The organism is Streptomyces colwelliae, from assembly GCF_048158785.1.
Classification (GTDB): domain Bacteria; phylum Actinomycetota; class Actinomycetes; order Streptomycetales; family Streptomycetaceae; genus Streptomyces.
Genome location: NZ_JBLTJC010000219.1, coordinates 1 through 17,421, shown reverse-complemented (window position 1 = coordinate 17,421; position 17,421 = coordinate 1). Strand labels below are relative to the sequence as shown.

21 protein-coding genes and 1 pseudogene are annotated in these 17,421 nt (G+C 68.0%); 21 read left to right on the top strand and 1 reads right to left on the bottom strand.

The genetic code is table 11. The features are described from left to right. The 6 genes and pseudogenes from ACNFOC_RS34515 to ACNFOC_RS34490 all read left to right on the top strand — a co-directional run. A pseudogene (locus ACNFOC_RS34515) lies at positions 1-126 on the top strand (trans-aconitate methyltransferase); the annotation flags it as partial. A 389-nt stretch (positions 127-515) separates the two neighbouring features. Further along, on the top strand, positions 516-1,520 hold the full coding sequence (locus tag ACNFOC_RS34510; RefSeq protein ID WP_416962983.1) for a major capsid protein: 1,005 nt from the start codon (positions 516-518) through the stop codon (positions 1,518-1,520). A 12-nt stretch (positions 1,521-1,532) separates the two neighbouring features. Beyond that, positions 1,533-1,766, top strand: a complete 234-nt coding sequence (locus ACNFOC_RS34505) for a hypothetical protein (RefSeq protein WP_416962982.1) — start codon at positions 1,533-1,535, stop codon at positions 1,764-1,766. A 3-nt stretch (positions 1,767-1,769) separates the two neighbouring features. Next, positions 1,770-2,150 (top strand): hypothetical protein, encoded by a 381-nt coding sequence (locus ACNFOC_RS34500; protein WP_416962981.1) that lies wholly within the window; start codon positions 1,770-1,772, stop codon positions 2,148-2,150. Continuing rightward, a complete protein-coding gene (locus ACNFOC_RS34495) occupies positions 2,147-2,464 on the top strand; it encodes a hypothetical protein (protein WP_416962980.1) in 318 nt (105 codons plus the stop codon). Before ACNFOC_RS34500 ends, ACNFOC_RS34495 begins: the two co-directional genes overlap by 4 nt. Next, positions 2,461-2,811, top strand: a complete 351-nt coding sequence (locus ACNFOC_RS34490) for a hypothetical protein (RefSeq protein ID WP_416962979.1) — start codon at positions 2,461-2,463, stop codon at positions 2,809-2,811. Before ACNFOC_RS34495 ends, ACNFOC_RS34490 begins: the two co-directional genes overlap by 4 nt. Here ACNFOC_RS34490 and ACNFOC_RS34485 read toward each other — a convergent pair. Next, positions 2,808-3,386, bottom strand: a complete 579-nt coding sequence (locus ACNFOC_RS34485) for an HNH endonuclease (protein WP_416962978.1) — start codon at positions 3,384-3,386, stop codon at positions 2,808-2,810. The two genes, ACNFOC_RS34490 and ACNFOC_RS34485, sit on opposite strands and share 4 nt — an antisense overlap. Positions 3,387-3,422: 36 nt before the next feature. On the opposite strand from ACNFOC_RS34485, the gene ACNFOC_RS34480 reads away from it, so the two are divergent. The 15 genes from ACNFOC_RS34480 (at position 3,423) to ACNFOC_RS34410 (ending at position 17,324) form a co-directional block, all read left to right on the top strand. Further along, the gene (locus tag ACNFOC_RS34480) at positions 3,423-3,854 is read left to right on the top strand and encodes a minor capsid protein (RefSeq protein ID WP_416962977.1); all 432 of its coding nucleotides are present in this window, start codon (positions 3,423-3,425) and stop codon (positions 3,852-3,854) included. Between the two features lie 12 nt (positions 3,855-3,866). Beyond that, entirely contained in the window at positions 3,867-4,361 is a 495-nt protein-coding gene (locus ACNFOC_RS34475) for a phage tail tube protein (RefSeq protein ID WP_416962976.1), read from the top strand. Continuing rightward, positions 4,361-4,858 carry a DUF7426 family protein gene (locus ACNFOC_RS34470; protein ID WP_416962975.1) on the top strand — a complete coding sequence of 166 codons (498 nt, stop codon included), beginning with the start codon at positions 4,361-4,363 and terminating at the stop codon, positions 4,856-4,858. The genes ACNFOC_RS34475 and ACNFOC_RS34470 overlap by 1 nt, the downstream gene beginning before the upstream one ends. Then, positions 4,855-5,064, top strand: a complete 210-nt coding sequence (locus ACNFOC_RS34465) for a hypothetical protein (RefSeq protein WP_416962974.1) — start codon at positions 4,855-4,857, stop codon at positions 5,062-5,064. Before ACNFOC_RS34470 ends, ACNFOC_RS34465 begins: the two co-directional genes overlap by 4 nt. A gap of 42 nt (positions 5,065-5,106) precedes the next feature. Continuing rightward, positions 5,107-7,320: a phage tail tape measure protein gene (locus tag ACNFOC_RS34460; RefSeq protein WP_416962973.1), complete on the top strand. Its 2,214-nt coding sequence runs from the start codon at positions 5,107-5,109 to the stop codon at positions 7,318-7,320. Between the two features lie 2 nt (positions 7,321-7,322). Further along, positions 7,323-11,144 carry a carbohydrate binding domain-containing protein gene (locus tag ACNFOC_RS34455; protein ID WP_416962972.1) on the top strand — a complete coding sequence of 1,274 codons (3,822 nt, stop codon included), beginning with the start codon at positions 7,323-7,325 and terminating at the stop codon, positions 11,142-11,144. Positions 11,145-11,159: 15 nt separating this feature from the next. Continuing rightward, positions 11,160-11,585, top strand: a complete 426-nt coding sequence (locus tag ACNFOC_RS34450) for a hypothetical protein (protein WP_405948885.1) — start codon at positions 11,160-11,162, stop codon at positions 11,583-11,585. Positions 11,586-11,664: 79 nt separating this feature from the next. Continuing rightward, positions 11,665-12,579 (top strand): GH25 family lysozyme, encoded by a 915-nt coding sequence (locus ACNFOC_RS34445; RefSeq protein ID WP_416962971.1) that lies wholly within the window; start codon positions 11,665-11,667, stop codon positions 12,577-12,579. Between the two features lie 72 nt (positions 12,580-12,651). Continuing rightward, entirely contained in the window at positions 12,652-12,888 is a 237-nt protein-coding gene (locus ACNFOC_RS34440; RefSeq protein ID WP_416962969.1) for a hypothetical protein, read from the top strand. Next, on the top strand, positions 12,885-13,145 hold the full coding sequence (locus ACNFOC_RS34435) for a hypothetical protein (protein WP_416962968.1): 261 nt from the start codon (positions 12,885-12,887) through the stop codon (positions 13,143-13,145). The genes ACNFOC_RS34440 and ACNFOC_RS34435 overlap by 4 nt, the downstream gene beginning before the upstream one ends. A 129-nt stretch (positions 13,146-13,274) precedes the next feature. Continuing rightward, positions 13,275-14,504 (top strand): helix-turn-helix domain-containing protein, encoded by a 1,230-nt coding sequence (locus ACNFOC_RS34430; protein ID WP_416962966.1) that lies wholly within the window; start codon positions 13,275-13,277, stop codon positions 14,502-14,504. Between the two features lie 55 nt (positions 14,505-14,559). Next, positions 14,560-15,000: a hypothetical protein gene (locus ACNFOC_RS34425; RefSeq protein WP_416962965.1), complete on the top strand. Its 441-nt coding sequence runs from the start codon at positions 14,560-14,562 to the stop codon at positions 14,998-15,000. Between the two features lie 490 nt (positions 15,001-15,490). Then, positions 15,491-15,967, top strand: a complete 477-nt coding sequence (locus ACNFOC_RS34420; RefSeq protein WP_416962964.1) for a hypothetical protein — start codon at positions 15,491-15,493, stop codon at positions 15,965-15,967. Between the two features lie 111 nt (positions 15,968-16,078). Continuing rightward, complete coding sequence (locus ACNFOC_RS34415) at positions 16,079-17,179, top strand: radical SAM protein (protein WP_416962962.1); 1,101 nt, start codon at positions 16,079-16,081, stop codon at positions 17,177-17,179. Between the two features lie 16 nt (positions 17,180-17,195). Further along, positions 17,196-17,324, top strand: a complete 129-nt coding sequence (locus ACNFOC_RS34410; RefSeq protein WP_416962961.1) for a hypothetical protein — start codon at positions 17,196-17,198, stop codon at positions 17,322-17,324. Positions 17,325-17,421 lie beyond the last annotated feature (97 nt).

Genomic DNA, 17,421 nt, shown 5'->3' with positions numbered 1-17,421 from the left:
CGGCTCGGCCCCGACGAGGCCGCGCTCACCGCCGGGTGGCTGCGCGGCTGGATCGGCGCGGCCGTCGAGGAACGCCCCGAGCTGAAGGAGCGTGCCGACCAGTATCTGGAACGGCGCCTCGCGGCCTCGCGCCGGCGGTCGAGGGCGACATCAGCCGTCTGCCGCAGTGGGCGCAGCGCGCCATCACGGACAGCCAGACCGTAGCCCGCGCCGCCGCCGTACAGACCGCCGTTCTCCAGACCGCGCCCGCCGCGGGCGCCGACCCCCTCGCCCTGCTCGACTCCGTCTCGTTCCGCGCCACGGTCGCGGCGATCGATCCGAACGACACCACCGCACTGACCGCCGCCATCACCGCCGCCGTCACCGCGAACCCCCGACTCGGCACCCCAGCGGCCGGACCGGCGCGCGGCGGCGCCGAGTTCAACGGGCCGCCGGCCGGCGACAAGCGCCCGGCCACCCTCGCCGACGCCATCGCCGCCCGGTTCAACAGCTAACCCCAGACAGGAGCAACCCCCATGCCCGTGACCCTCGACGAGGCCAAGCAGAACGCGACCGACGACGTCGACGTTCAGGTCATCGACGAGTTCCGCAAGGAATCCGTCCTACTCGACTCGCTCGTCTTCAACGACGTCGTCAACCCCGCCGGCGGGGGCGACACCCTCAGCTACTCGTACCGCCGGCTGATCACCCAGCCGACAGCGGACTTCCGCAAGATCAACACCGAGTACGCGCCGAGCGAGGTCAAGACGCAGCGGTTCAGCGTCGATCTCGCCGTTCTCGGCGGTAGCTTCCAGGTCGACCGCGTCATCTCCCGTATCGGTCCGGCAGCGTCCAACGCCGTCACGCTCAACATGCAGCAGAAGATCAAGGCGACCCGGACCAAGTTCCAGGACGCGGTGATCAACGGTGACAGCGCGGAGGACGAGGATTCGTTCGACGGCCTCGACAAGGCCCTGTCCGGCAGCTCGACCGAGTTCCGCCTCGCGCAGGTGACCGACTGGACCGACTTCGACACCGACCCGCGCGCCGAACAGAAGGCCCTCGACGTCCTCGACGAGTGGCTCTCGCAGCTCGACGGCGCCCCGTCGCTGGTGATCGGCAACAGCACCGCCCTTGCGCGCGTGCGCGCTCTCGCCCGCCGCGCCGGGCAGTACACCCGTGACCCGGTCGACGGCCTGATCGGCAACAACGGCCGCCCGATCGTCAGGGAGAGCTACGGCGGGATCACCTTCGTCGACCCCGGCGAGAAGCCCGGCACCTCCGCGCCGATCATCCCCATCGAGAACCGCACCGTGGGCGGCACCGCCGCAACCGGCCTCACTGACCTCTACGCGGTACGGATCGGCCTCGACGGATTCCACGCCGTAGCCACCGTGGGCGGCCAGATCGTGAACACGTGGCTTCCCGACTTCTCCAGCGCCGGCGCGGTGAAGACCGGCGAGGTCGAGATGGGGCCGGTCGGCGTCGTCCTCAAGGCCACCAAGTCCGCGTCCGTGTTCCGCAACATCAAGGTCAGGTGACCCATGCACAAGGTGAGTACTCCCGTAGCGGAGTTCAACGGATGCGTTGCGGGGGTGTGGTTCGTCGACGGCGAGGCCACCACCGACAGCGAGGGCGCGGTCGCCTACTTCCGGCGCCACGGCTACACCGTGACGCCGGTCGACGACGAGCCGGCCGACGGCGATCCGCCTAGCGATACCGGCACGACCAGCCCCGACGGCCCGCAGGCGACCAAGCCCGCGGGCCGTCCCCGTTCCAAGGGGTGATCCGTGGGCCGTGTCTACGCCACCCCCGAGCAGGTGTGGACCGGCCAGCCCCCGGCGGACGCCGAGAGGCTGCTCGTGCGGGCGTCCGAGGACATCGACGACGCCCTGTTGACGGCCGTCTACCGCACCGACACCGCTGGCATGCCGACCGATCCGAAGGTCGTGACCGCCCTCGCCGAGGCCGTGCGCGATCAGATCGAGTATTGGGCCGCCACCGGCGACGACGGTACGGGCGCGGACGGCCGATGGGACAGCGTCTCGATCGGCCCCGTGTCCCTGTCCGGCCGTAAGGACGCGCCCGCCGCGGCGAGCGATGTCGACCTCGCGCCCCGCGCGCACCGCGCCCTCACGCGCGCCGGACTGCTGCCGGGGGTGATCTGGTGAACGTCCCCGAGTGGCTGCTCGTCCACCGGATCACCATCGAGCCGTACCTCGGCAGCAGCGCGTACGGGCCGCAGTACGGGCCGCCCGCCGAGGACGTGCCCGCCCTGGTCGCCGAGGCGATCAAGCGCGTACGCGACGCGACCGGCGCCGAGGTCGTCTCGACCGCTCAGATCTACGCCGGCCCCGACCTCGACTGCCCCACCGGATCACGGGTCACCCTGCCCACCGGCCGCACCACCACCGTGATCAGCGTCGCCCACCACACCGCGCCCGGCCTGCCCGTGCCGCAGTCCACGGAGGTGATGTGCGAGTGACCCAGCGCGCCCGGATCAGATGGAACGGGAACGCCGCCCTCGCGGCGATGCGCCAAGGCGCCGTGCGCGGGGTGCGGTTGGGCGCTGAGCACCTGTTGGAGGTCTCCCGACAGCGGGTGCCGATCGAGGAAGGCACGTTGGAACGCTCCGGCGTCGTCTCCGTCGACGAGCAGGCCGTGACGGCCGCCGTCTCCTACGACTCTCCGTACGCCGTGCGCCAGCACGAAGAACTGACCTACCGCCACGACCACGGCCGCACGGCGAAGTACCTGGAAGGACCCTTGCACGAGGAGAACGGTGTAATCACCGAGATTATTGCCACGCAAGTTCGGAGACCACTCCGTTAAATGGGCTCGGCTGCAACCATCCTCATAATCATGTTAAATCCCTTTGGCGTCAGCTGAATGATTCCATCCCGCGGCGCAACATCATTTGCCTCCCATTCCTTAACAAGCACCTCGACGATCCCATCATCAATGAGATTCGAAACGAGCCACATCATGCCGTAATGAATCGCCATGTCTTCAAAGGCAAACGTGCGCCCTACGCCTGGGGCGCCAAATAGTTCGTTAAGCATCGACAACGCAACAGGAGAATTCCGCCCAATGCTACTAAACTCCCTTGCATACAGCTTCAGAATTTGCCGCTCGACATCGGTATAACGCCCATTCAGAACTTCCAGATTTTGTTTATATTGCAGCATCGATTTGCGGTCCATCTCGCCGCGATCGAATCGTGTATGGCATGTCGGGCATAGTGCGATCAAGTTATCGAACGTGTGCTCATTGACCTTGGACCATGGCGTGATATGTGCGAGTTCCACAGGTGTCTGTCTGCACGTAGGGATCGCGCACCGGTGCCCTGCCTCCACGAGCACGGCCCGCTTCAAAGCGGTCGGGATATCCGGTCGATTCTGAGCCATGCCCAAACCCTACTCAGCGTCGAGGTCAACCACCTGATGAGCTTCCTTATTGAGATCGTCGACGGCCTCGCGAAGCTGCTCCACGCCGAAGGCGTCGCGACCTACCGGCCCGACGGCGTGTACGAGACGGGCGAGACCGCGATCACGGACACCGTGATGCCCGACCAGCCGGACCGCGCCGTTGTCCTCACCGCCTACGACACGGCCAACTCGCAGAACCTCACCGACACCACCGTCTACGTGCAGGTACGCACGCGCGCCAGCCCCGACCCTCGCGAGGTGGCCGCCCTCGACGACGCCGTGTTCGACGTGCTGCACAACTCCGGCCCGTTCCTGTTCGGCACGGCCCGCGTCGTGCTGATCACCCGCCAGTCCGCCGCCCCGCTCGGCGCCGACTCGGCCGGCCGGTTCGAGCGAACCAGCAACTACACCGTGCGCGCTCACCGGCCGCACCCCCGACTTGAGTAGGAGGACCGTCCCTTGTCCACCCCCGTACAGCCGGCCGAGACCGAGACCGCACTCGCGCGCCGCTACCGCCTCGAACTCGACACGAGTGCGACGAGCACCGCCTCATGGGTGATCGTGCCCGGCATCCAGGAGTTCGACCCGGCGGTCGACCCGACGCAGCAGGATTCCACCACCTACGAGGACGGCGGTTGGGCCGACAGCACCGTCACGCAACTCGCGTGGACCGTCGAGCTGACGATGCTGCACCGCTACCACCCCACGACGAAGGCGTTCAACGCAGCTCAGGAAAAGCTGAGGCTCGCGGCCGAGAGCTTCGGCAGCGGCGCGACCGTCCACGTGCGGTGGTACGACCGCGAAGGCCGCGCCGACGCCTACGAGGGCCGCGCCCTGGTCACGTGGGACCCCGACGGCGGAGCGACCGACGACCTCGACTCGGTCGGGGTCACGCTCACCGGCAAGGGCGCCAAGACCGCGATCACCAACCCGCTCGCGGGGAGTGGTTCGTAATGGCCTTTCAGGAACTCGGCAACCTGCTCGACGACTCCCTATCGCTGCCCATCAAGGGCAAGACGTACAAGGTTCCCGCGCCGTCCGCGGCAACCGGTCTCCGGGTGCAGGCCATCATGCAGGCCGCCGCCACGGCCGCCGACGGCGGACAGGCCGACCGCGAAGTACTCGCCGACGCGGCCGAGCGCGACATGTACGCCGACGTCCTCGGCACCGCACACGCCGACATGGTCGCCGACGGCGTCGAGTGGCCGATGCTCAAGCACGCCGCCGTGACCGCCATGGTGTGGATCATCCAGAGCAAGGACCGCGCAGAGGCGTACTGGAACACCGGCGGCGACCCTTCTCAACTGGCCCCGAACCGGGAACAGCGCCGCAAGGCCCCATCGGGCACGGCGAGTTCGACCCAGTCTCGGGGCTCTTCGAGTGGTACGAAGCCCCGCCCGGCACAGCGCCGAAGCGGAAAGGGCAGCAGCCGCGGCGCGCCCCGCAAGTGACGTGGGCCCAACTCCTCGACGAGTGGCCGCTCGTCGAGGCCGACCTGCACGAGTTCTACGGCGTCGACGTCGGCGCGCCCGGCCTGCTCGACGAGCGGTCGTGGCGATGGCTGCGCGTGCGCATCTTCGGCCTGCTCTCCACCGACTCCCGCATTCAACGCCTGTTCAACCCCCCACCGGAGCCGAAGAAGCCCCGGCGGTCGTAACACCGCGCGTCACGCGCGGCCCCCTTGAGAGGAGGCCCGCGCATGGCACTCACTGTCGGCGAACTCGCCGCGACGATCACCGTCGACGACAGCGAGGCCGAGCAGGGCCTCGACAGCTTCCAAAACCGCCTACGGGCAGCCCTCGCCAGCATCACCCAGCGCGCCCGCGCCGGCGGCGAGGACGCCGGCAGCGCGCTCGGCGACGGCCTCGACGAAGCCGCCGGCGACGGCGCCGAGGATGCCGGCAACACCCTCACGGGCAAGCTCAAGGGGCTCGCCATGGGCGTGATCGGGGGCGCGCTCGGCGCCGCCCTCATGGCCGGACTGTCCGAGGCCATCGGCCAAGGGCAGATCACGGCCAAGCTCGGCGCGCAGCTCGGCGCGACGCCGGCCGAGGCGAAGCGGTACGGCGAGGTCGCCGGCGAGTTGTACTCGAACGCGGTCACGGAGGATTTCCAGGGCGCGGCCGAGGCGATCAAGGCGACCATGGGCGCCGGCCTGCTCCCGCCGGACGCGACGAACGCGCAGATCGAATCCATATCGACGAAGGTCGCTGACCTCTCCAGCACCTTCGACCAGGACCTCGGCGGGGTCACGAACGCGGTCTCGCAGATGCTGCGGACCGGTCTCGTCTCCTCGGCCGACGAGGCGTTCGACGTCCTCACCAAGGGATTCCAGTCGTCCGCTAATAAAGCCGACGACCTGGTCGACACCTTCAACGAATACGGAACCCAATTCCGTAAGGCGGGATTGGATGGCGCCACGGCCGTTGGCCTGATGAACCAGGCCATTCAGGCAGGTGCCCGAGATTCCGATATCGCCGCGGACGCCATCAAGGAATTCAGTATCCGGGCCGTTGACGGCTCGGCGAGCACTGCGGCAGGTTTTCAGGCTCTCGGCCTGAATGCCGACGACATGGCCGCGAAGTTCAGCAAGGGCGGCACCTCGGCGACGGCCGCACTCGACACCACCCTCGATCGGCTCCGCGCGATAAAGGACCCGATCAAGCAGTCGCAAGCGGCTACCGCACTTTTCGGCACTCAGGCCGAAGACCTCGGAAAAGCGCTCTATGCGATGGACCCGAGTACCGCCGCGAAGGGTCTCGGCGAGGTCGGCGGCGCAGCCGACAAGCTCGGCAACACCCTGCGCGACAATGCCGGGGCGCAGCTAACGGCTTTCAAGAATTCGATGCAGCAGAACCTTGTCGAATTCCTCGGCGACAACGTCGTACCGGTCCTTACCACGTTCTTCGGATTCGTCGGCAAGCACCGAGCCGAGTTCACCGCCGCCGCGGTGGTCATCGGTGCAGCGTTCGCCGCGATCGGTGTTGCGGCGACGATCGCGGGCGCGGAGATGGCCGCCGCCTGGATCGTCGGCCTTGGGCCCGTCGGTTGGGTCGGTATGGCTATCGCCGCCCTGGTCGTGCTCGTCATCACGTATTGGGACGAGATCAAGGGGTGGACGCTCGCTGTCTGGGACTGGATCGTCGGCAAACTGATCTGGGCCAAAGACATGATGGTTCAGGCGTTCATGAACTTCACCCTGATCGGTCTGCTCATAAGCCACTGGTCCTCGATCAGGGATACCGCCGTTTCATGGTGGAACGGGATCGTGGGTTGGCTCAAGGGAATTCCCGGGCGCCTGTACAACCTGTTCCTTAACTGGACGCTGCTCGGTCTGATCGTCAAAAACTGGACCGCGATCAAAAATGCGACCGTCGGCAAGGCAACCGAAATGGTCGACTGGATTCGCGGACTTCCCGGGCGGCTCTCGTCCGCGCTCGGAAACAACCTGTCCGGACTGCTCGTCGGCAAGGGCAAGAACATCGTTCAGGGTCTGTGGAACGGCATCCTTTCCATGGGTAGTTGGCTCAGAAATAAGATCACCGGTTGGGCCAAGGAGTTCATTCCGGGGCCGGTTGCAAAGGCACTCGGTATTGCGTCGCCGTCCAAGGTCATGGCGCGTGAGGTCGGTCGGTGGATTCCCGCCGGCGTCGTTGACGGCATCGAATCCGGCTCCGGCGCGGTCGACCGGGCTATGTCCAATCTCGTGTCCGTGCCCACAGCCGGACAGGCCACCGCGGCGAATGTCGCCGCACAGACCGCAAGCGCCACGAGCGGCGGAGGCACACAGCCGGTCGTCACTTTCACCTCGGACGGAAGCCGAGTCGGCGACTTCCTGCTCTCGGTGTTCCGGGACGCCGTCAACGTCCGTGGCGGCAACGTCCAGTTCGCCGTCACCGGAAGGAGTGCGTAACCGTGGCATTCCCCGACCAGCCGCTCGGCCTCAAGGGCGAGTTGCGCATGGGCTCCGCGTGGCAGGACATCACTGGCGACCTGTACACGCGTGATCCGATCACCCACAGCCGCGGGCGCCCCTACAAGTCGAACGCCGCCGATCCCGCCGCGTGCGCGGCCACCATCCGCAACCTCGACGGCACGTACACCCCCCGCAACCCTGAAGGCCCGTACTACGGCCTGTTCAACCGCAACACCCCCTTCCGCTACACCCTGCCCGGCGGGCAGGTCCATCTGGAAATGCCCGGCACTCCCGACCGCGCCACCACCCCCGACGTAGCCGCCCTCGACATCACGGGCGACCTTGATATCCGGTGGGAGGGAGAGACGAACTGGTTCTCCTCCGCCACTCAGTTCCTGATCGGCAAGTGGGGCGCGGCCGGTAACCGCTCGTTCTACCTGATCGTGCGAGCAGGGGTGCTGTACCTCAACACCACCAGCGGCGGCACGACCGTCGACGGAGGCGGATTCGCCACACTGCCCGCAGCTCTGCCGCGCCATGCCGCGGTACGCGGCACGCTCGACGCCGACAACGGGGCCGGCGGGTTCACGCTGCGCCTGTACTGGGCACCGTCCCTCGCCGGCCCGTGGACGCAGTTCAGCGGCGACCTGCTCGGCTCGGCGCCGGTCTCCATCTTCAGCGGCACGGCGCCGTTGTCGATCGCGCCGGAACAGACCGACGTCACCCCACCGCGCCGCGCGGTCACCGGCGCGGTCTACGGGGCCGAGGTGCGCAGCGGCATCGACGGAACGGTCGTTGCCGCGCCGGACTTCACCGCGCAGCCGATCGGCACCACCGCGTTCACGGACTCGGCCGGCCGCGCGTGGACGCTGGCCTCGGGCTCTGCGATCACGGATCGCATCGTGCGGTTCGAGGGCGAGGTGCCCGAGTGGCCGCCGAAGTGGTCGACGTCGGAAAGGGACGCGTGGACGCCGGTTACGGCCGCGGGCATCCTGCGCCGCCTCGGCCAGGGAGCGAAACCCCTCGCGTCCGCGCTGCGCCGCCGTATCCCCTCGTACAAGCCGCTCGCGTACTGGCCGATGGAGGAAGGCGCGAGTTCGGCTCAGGCGTCCTCGCCGATCGCCGGCGTGGGCCCGCTGCGCCTGTCGAATGTGACGTGGGCGCAGGCCAACACCCTTGCCTCGTCCGGCCCGTTGCCGGTCCTCGCCTCCAGCGCCGGACAGTTGTCGGCGATGATGGGCCGCGTTCCGGCCCCGGCCGCGGCGCTTACGTCGTGGTCCGTGCAGTGGATGTACCGACTCGACACGCTGCCCGCCACCCGGTGGACGTTCATGCGCGTACTGAGCACCGGCGGCACCGTGCGGGAATGGCTGATCCAGTTCGGTTCGACCACCAACGGACTCAGTAGCCGGATCATCGCCAAGGACGACGACGGCAACACCCTGTCCACGCAGGACATCGCCACCGGAGCCGACATCTTCAACCGGTGGCAGCGCGTCAACTTCACCGTCGCCCAGCAAGGCGCCAACGTGAAGTTCGGCATCGTATGGACCGACGTCGGCGGCGACCCCGGCGGCATCTACTTCACGACACCCGGCACCATCGGCCGACCGACCGCCGTCGCCTCCCCCGCCGACGGCTACGCCTCGGCCCTCAACGGTCTCGCCCTCGGTCACCTCTCGGTCTGGCCCACGGACTCAACAGCCGCGTACGTCAACGCAGTTGACGCATGGTCCGGCGAGACCGCCGGCGCCCGCATGCGCCGCCTCACCCAGGAAGAGGGCGTCTTGCTCACCATCGTGGGCGACCCGGACGACACGGTGCCCGTGGGCGCGCAGAGTCCCGCTCCGCTGCTCGACCTGCTGCGCGAGTGCGCCGAGGCCGACGGCGGGATCTTCGGCGAGACCATGGCCGGACGCGAACTGAAGTACCGCACCCGCGCAGCCCTCTACAACCAACAGCCGGCCCTCGTCCTCGACTACGCCGCCGGCCACCTCGCGCCGCCGTTCGAGCCGATCGAGGACGACACCATACGCAACGAATGGGCCGTGCAACGCAAGGGAGGATCGACCGGTACCGCGGTCCTCGACGACGGCCCGCTCTCCGTCCAGGACCCGCCGGACGGTATCGGCCTGGTCGACGACTCCAAGACGCTGAACCTGGCCACGGACGAGCAGACCGACCCGGTCGCGAACTGGCTTCTCCACCTGTCCACGTGGGACGAGAACCGGTATCCGTCGGTCACCCTGCTGTTGCACAAGTTCCCCGAACTCATCCCGTCCGTCCTCGCCCTCAGCGAGGGCGACAAGATCCGCATCGTCAACCTGCCCAAGCGGTTCACCGGCTCCGGCGTCGTCGAGCTGCTGGTCGACGGCTGGACCGAAACCGTCCTCCCCCGCACGTGGACAATCACGTTCACCTGCTCGCCCGCCGGCCCCTGGTCGGTGGGCGTGATCGACGAGATCCCGCTCCGATGGTGCGACACCAGCGGCGCCCAGCTCGCCACCGCGGCGACCGACACCGCCGCCACGGTGAACGTGCTCACCACCGCCGGCCAGACCTGGACGAGCAACCCCTACGACTACCCATGGGATGTACGGGTCGGCGGGGAGGTGATGACCATCGCCGCGCCCGGCCTACTGCTGAACGGCAACCCGTTCTTCGAGTCGGACGCAAGCGGTTGGAGCGGGCAGGCCGCCACCGTCGGCCGCTCGACCGCGGTCCTGCACCCGCAGGCCCTCGGCTCCCTGCTCATCACCCCCGACGGCGTCGGCACCTCCGGCGGCGCGGTCGCCGCCCGCAGCGACGTGGGCGCGATCGTGCCGGGCGCGACGTACGTTGCGTCGATGTGGGCGTACTCCCCCAAGGGGTGGAGCGACCTCCGGCCGGTCATCGACTGGTACGACGCCACAAGCACGTTCCTGAGCACGGGACTTGGCAGCGCGGTCGCCGTGCCTGCCGGGCAATGGACGTTCCTCCAGCAGTCGTTGACGGCTCCCGCCACCGCTTCGCGGGCGAGCGTCCGCGCACGGCACGGAGCGACCCCGGCCGTCGGCGACGTCTGGTACGTGTGGGGCGTCCGCCTCACCCAGCCCAAGGCATCGTTCCTGCTGGACAGCTTCGGCCGCAGCGTCACCGGGAGTTGGGGCGTGCCCGACTCGGGCCCCTCCTGGTCCACCGTCGGAGGCGGATCGACGTCCGACTACTCCGTCGGCTCCGGCTACGGAGTGCACACCCTCTCGACGACCGAGACCTCGCGCCGTACCGCGGTCACCGCGGCGCACGCGGACTTCGACGTCTACGCCGACATCACCACCTCGGCCCTGGCCACGGGCGACAGCCTGTACGGCGCGGTCACGGCCCGGATGCTGGACTCCTCGAACATGTACATGGTCCGGGTGCAGTTCAGCACGACCAACACGGTCGTCCTGTCCCTGCGCAAGGTCGTCGCCGACGTGACCACGGAACTCGGCACCTACACCGTGCCGATCACGCACGTTGCCGGGCAGTTCGTCAGGGTGCGGTTCCAGGGCCGCGGGACGACGCTGCGGGTCAAGGGGTGGCTCGCGTCGAGCGCGGAGCCGAGCGACTGGCGCATCGAGGCCACCGACACAGCACTGACCGCGGCGAACCAGATCGGTACCCGCTCGATCCGCACCGCCAGCAACACCAACGCGGCCACCGTGCAGATCCGGTACGACAACGTCGACGCGATCAACCCGCAGGTCTTCACGGTCGCCCGCAGCCGCAACAACATCGTCAAGGCGCAGGCCGCGGGCGCCGACGTACGGCTCGCGTACCCCGCCATCGTCGCCCTGTAAGGAGGCATCCCCCCTGTGACCCTGTGGCAGCCCGGTATGCGGATCACCGACGACCGGCTCAACGACGGACCGCCAACTCTCACCACAGCAACGGGACTCGTGGCCGCGACCGGGTTCACGGTCAGCGACTTCCGCGGCTACCGCACCGGCCACAACGTCGAGTTGAACATGTACCTGTTCCGGTCCGGGGCGACGATCGCCGTCTCGGGCGCCGGCAACCTCGCCGACACAGCGTGCTGCACCGTCCCCGCCGGATGGCGGCCCACCAGCGGCACCATCAACGGCAACTGGGACGACGGCACCGCCGAGGGCGGGTTCGTCATCGGCACCGACGGCATCGCCACGCTGCGCACCACCAACGGCGAACCCATCGTCGGCGAGGCCACCACCGCCGGCAGCGGCAGAAACCTGCGCCTGCACATCACCTTCATTCAGGACTAGCCCCAGCCCTCAACTCACCCACCACGTACGCCCGAGCGCACCGCGCCGGGCGTTTTTTCATGCCCAGGAGGCACCCCGTATGACCAGCACCTCGCGCGGCCTCGACGTGTCCGCGTACCAGTCCGCACAGAACTGGACCGCGCTCAAGGCCGACGGCCTCACCTTCGCGTTCGCCAAGGCGAGCGAGGGACAGAGCACGCACGACCCCAAGTTCGGAACCCACATCAAGGGAATCAAGGGCGCCGGCCTGGTCGCCGGCGCGTACCACTTCGCGTGGCCGAACCAGTCCGCCGCCGCCGAGGCCGCCAACTACATCAGCGCCGTCAAGCCGTACGCGGGCGCCGGGTTCCTGCACTGGCTCGACCTTGAGCGCTACAGCGACGGCCGCAACTACAAGGGCCGGACCGCCGCGCAGATCAAGGCGTACGCCTCGGCGTGGATCGCCGCGGTGAAGAAGGCATTCCCCGGGCAGGTCGTCGGCATCTACACGTCCGCCTCGGACATCGCCGCCGGACACGTCCCCTCGGGCGTTCCCCTGTGGTACCCCGCTTACCCGTGGGGCGCCGCGACCTACGCCCGCGCCGAGGCCGCCGCGCGCCCCAAGCCGTCCAACCGCACGGTGACGATCTGGCAGTTCACGTCGACCCCCCTCGACCGGAACATCGCCTACATGTCCCCCTCGGCACTGCGCGAGTGGGCGAAGGGCGACACCGGCGACGACGACCCGAAGACGTACACCCCGCCGAAGTTCCCGACCGGCCTCGCCCCGAACAAGGCCGCGCCGTCGGCCGTCACGCTTCAGCGCGCGCTCAAGGCCACCGGCTACATGGCCAAGACCGTCAAGGAGTCCCCGAACTACGGGCCGGCGACTCAGGCAGCCGTGGCCAAGTTCCACAACGCGCACCCGACTTACCGCGCCAAGGGCACCACCCACGACGTGAAGATCGGCCCGAAGGGTTGGGCCGCCCTGTTCCGCCTCGCCTACGACAAGTAGCCACCCCTGCCCGCCCCGGCACCGCGCCGGGGCGGGCCCCTGTCCCGCACTCTCAGAAACGAGGAACCCCCCATGAACCCCGCCAACAAGCGCACCGTCCGCACCGTCATTCAGGGCGTCGTCATGTTCGCCGTCGCCCTCCCCGCCATCGTGACCGCGTCCGGCATACCCGAGTCCCTTCCGTGGGTCGCCGGCGCCCTCGCCGTCGCCGCCGGCCTCGCCCGCGTCATGGCCCTGCCCGCCGTCGAGCAGCTCCTCGACCGCGTCGGCCTCGGCCTGGTCGACAACGACCAGGGCGGTAGCGCGTGACCCTGCCACCCCCGCCCGAGTCGGTCGCCGTCGAACTGGAGAAGCTACGCGGCACCATGGCCGAAGGATTCGCCCGAGTCGACGGTTCCCTCGCCCTACTAGTCCAGCGCGGCGACCAGACCGACCGGCAGATCACCGACCACGACCAGCGCCTCGACGCCCTCGAACGCACCCGATGGCCCCTGCCGTCCGTCGCCGCCCTGGTCGCCGTACTCGGTCTCTCCCTGTCCGTGTGGCAGTTCGCCACCTCTCGATAGCAGAACGCCCCCCGTACGGCCGAGCATGGCCGCACGGGGGGCGTTCTGTTGCTTCTCAGGCATCGGCGACGTGAGTCGCCTGTGATGGGTACCGTTCTAGGGAGAGCCCGAACGGATGGAGCCCCGCGCATGCTGGAAGAAGCAGAGGAGATCGGCCGCCGTGTTCGCCGCGCGCGCCTGCGTCTAGGCATGCCCCAGGCAGACCTTGCAACCGCCCTGGGCAAGTCCCAGGGGTGGGTGTCCAAGATGGAACGCGGACAGATCGAGCTAGACCGTGTTGGCCTGCTCAACGCCATCGCCGCCGAGTTGCACGTACACCCCAACGACCTGATCGGCCGCCCGTACAACAGCTCGCCTACCGAGAACCAATGGCAGGTAGCCGCGTCGTCCATCATGCGCGAACTGCGCCGGTACGACCTCACGCCAGTCTTTGAGGGCACTCCCCGATCGTCCAACCAACTGTGGCAAGAAGCGACCCGACTGCACCGGCTACGCGATGCAGCGGCGAACGTAGCGATCATGCAGATTCTGCCTGACTTGTTCCGCGAAGCCCGCGCACTGGCCGAGGTATCCACCGGTCACGAGCGCGAGGAAGCATTCGCGATCTACGCAGTGTGCTGCAAGTTCGCGCACACCGCCGCACACGCCCTCGGCCACCCCGAGCTGATCGCCATGTCATGCGAACGTGCCGCATGGTCCGCCGGCCTGTCCGGCGATTCCGTGATGCCGGCCGTAACCGACTGGATGCGCGTTTGGGACATGTGGGCAACCGCCGATTGGGCCGACGCAATCAACCTGTCGGACAAGGCCATTCGCACAGTTCAGCGTGACTACGACCGGGGCGACCCGCTCGCCGTCCGCGCCTGGGGATCACTGCAACTGCGTGCGGCCGTGTCCGCAGCGCGAGCCGGAAGCAAGGCGGAGGCCAAGGAACGCATCGGCCATGCAAAGGTCGCCGCAGAGCGCGTTGCCCAGCAGACGGGCGCTCCTACGTACGACCGGCATTCCCTGACGTTCTCGCCGGGCAACGTCCACATCCATGCGATCAGCGTCGCCCTGGAGTTGGGGGAGCAGAGGGAGGCTCTGACCATAAATCGCCGTACTGCACCTGGGGTGATCGAGGCTCTGCCCAAGTCTCGTCAGGGGCACCACCACATGGATCTAGCCCGCGCGTGGCTTTGGGACGGCAACCGGGACAAGGCGCTGTCTGAGCTTGAGGAAGCGGAACGCATCGCCCCCCAGCTCATCCGCAATCATCCGATCGCACGCTCGACACTGCGCAGCATCGTCTACGCCGAGCGCAGTGCCACGCGCGAGAAGCTGCGCCACATGTCGGACCGCTTTCACCTTGACGGATGACGAGGATATTCCTCTGATTCATATTGGGCCCCTGACGATCTTTTAGCTTCGGGGCATGAGTCGACGAGGAACCCCTCATCTGCCCTCGCAAGGCGGCGAGTTGGGCACCGCTGCACCCTTCTACCCACGACTTGGCGACCTCGCTCGGGACACGTCGAGAGACGGAGTAATCGGCGTCGTCATCGAGTTGCCGGGCGAAGGAAGGAACACGTACCACCTCTGCCCGGCCGGAGGCGGCGACAAGTGGTCGGCGCCCAACGACGGAACCACGCTCCGCCCCGTACAGCCTCAAGTCACACACATCACGCCCCTGAAACGCGACGTGATGTACGACGCCCGCGCCGAGCATGGCGGATTGCCCGTCACCGTCCACTACGAGGACGGAGGCACCGCCGAGACGGTACTCGTGCTCGATCCGTCCCAAATGGAGCTGTACGCCTACCAAGTTGGGCGCATCCTCGAAATGCGCGACAACGCGCGCGGGGGCAGGCTGTGAGCGGACGTCACGCAGCCGGCCGCGTCCCACGGCCGTTACACACACCCCCGCGCACCACCGCGCCGCGAACAATCGGGTACCGGTGTGAGGCACTCGCCACACCCCTCGACGGCAAGCGCACGGTCGTCCTCGCCGCCTACAACGCCCGCTCACCACGCCTCGCCGCGCGATGGATGCAAGGCCAGGCCGATCGCCTTGCCCGGCATCTCGACCCAGACCCGTTCGTCCCGTGGCTGTACGCCGCCCCTGTTGTTCTCACCGGCGACACACACGCCGCCGACGTCCTGCGTACGTGGGTGCGTGAACCCGCGAAGTACGCCGACGTCATACGGAAGCTCGCCGCGCGCACTGCGTACCAACTCACGGCCACAGACATAGACGCGCGGTACTCCCTGATCGCCGCTCCCGTACCCGCACGACGCGCCCCACAGTTCCCACCCCCCGCCAGGCGTTTCCGCTCCTCAGCGGGCTGGCCGGAGGTGAGGGGAACATGACCTCGCCGAGCATCGGCATCCCGCCCAACCCCGGATTCATCGCCACGGTGACCGCCGCAACTGGTATCCACCGGCGCGGCAACAAAGCCATGCCCCAACTGCTCATTACGCACCCTGGACCGCGCTACCGGAACGAGACGCACGAGACCGTCATGGAGGGCATGCGGCAACTCTCAACCGCGCTCGGCCTCGGCATCGGCAATCAAGACCCCCCGGTGATCGGCAGAAAGCTCGTGATCGAACGTACGGTCGCGGCACTGGACTACGGCCACGACCAATACGTCATGTCGTTTCCCCTGCCGTCCCAGGACTGGCTAACCCTGGTCGCGGTGGGCGCTGGCTGTCGCGTCTACCTCACGTTCACCCCGCTCGCGATCGGCGCCACCAGGGCAGAGGCGGACACGCACCTACGCGACAGCCTTGCCCGCGGTCAGCTCATGTGGGGGACAGCGTTCATCCGCCGGCGCTTCTGACGAACCAGCGGACGGGCCGCCCCGAGGTGGATTGGACCCCGGGCCGACCCGCTGACGCCGAGCGTAACCGGACAAGACCTCGCCATGTCCCCCTGACCTGATGGAGGCGCCATGTACGACCTCATCACAAGCCCGTTCCTGGACGACTACTTGATACTCCGCCCCGGAAACACAGCCGGGTTGAAGATCCCGGCGCACCGGTACCTCGAACTGCGCGATGTGGCATCGAACGACACGATGCCCTCATGGCTGTCCAACCGCGTTCAGCGCACATGGGAACTCGACATCAGCCACCGCAAGCCTGCCGAGGCCCTGCTGATTCGCGAGCCATCCCCGTACGGCCACGGCCGCGCCTCATACGAGGTCAACAACGGATGCAACTGGAACTGTGGCCACTGCGTTTACGGCGACAAGGTGCACGAGGGGCTCTCATGGGAACCCCGCGAGCGTCTGCTACACATCCTGCGGGACGCCGGAATCGTGTGGCTCGAACTCGGCGGGGGCGAGTGCACCGTCGACCGGCATTTCCCGGAGACGTACGCGCTCGCGTACGACCTCGGAATGATGGTCGAGATCCTGACGAACGGATCCACCCTGTACCGCCCGAGGATGCTCGAACTGCTCACCACGCGCCGCCCGTACCGGGTAACGCTCAGCGTGTACGGCGCCACAGCAGAGACGTTCGACGGATTCACACGACGCCGCGGCGCGTTCGACCACTTCATGCGCGGCCTCTCCGCCGCCAGCGAGGCCGATCTACCGCTCTCGCTGAGCGTGATCATCACTCGTCGGAACGCCCACGAGGCCGACGCCATGCGGGCACTCGCCCACCGCTACGCCCCACGGGTCCGCGAGTACGGCAACATGTCGCCCACTTTCGACGGCGGCGCCGACCCCCTCGACGAGCAGGCCCCCGAGCACATCCGCAACGAGACCCCCTTCACCGGATGCGACGCCGGCCACACGTCCTTGAACGTGAATCCCTTCGGCCTGGCTTCCGTCTGCAAAGTCTCCCGTGACCACCCGATACCACTGCTGAAAGAGGGTGTCGCGGGATTGGCGCGGCTCGGCGGCATCGCCGACCGAGCGCTTCAGCGTCAGGACGCGTGCACCGGCTGTGCGCTTCAGAAGAAGTGCACCAAGTGCATGCCCCTCGTGAAGATGTACCGCCGCGCCGACGCACCACTGAACCGCTACTGCCAACACGCCTGAGAGAGGAATTACGCACATGACCACAACCGCTGTAGAGATCACGGCACGACCGGACACCGAGGAAGAGGTCGAGGTCGTCGACCTCGACGCCGTCGCCGGCGGCGACGTCATGAGGGGCTGCGGGGACGACAACCCGTACAACTGACCCCCTCTGATCCCGAGGCCGCCCGCGGCCCTCGTGTCTCGGGCAACCGATGCCGCCACGCACGCGTCGGACACGACATGAACCGCGAATGGCTCTT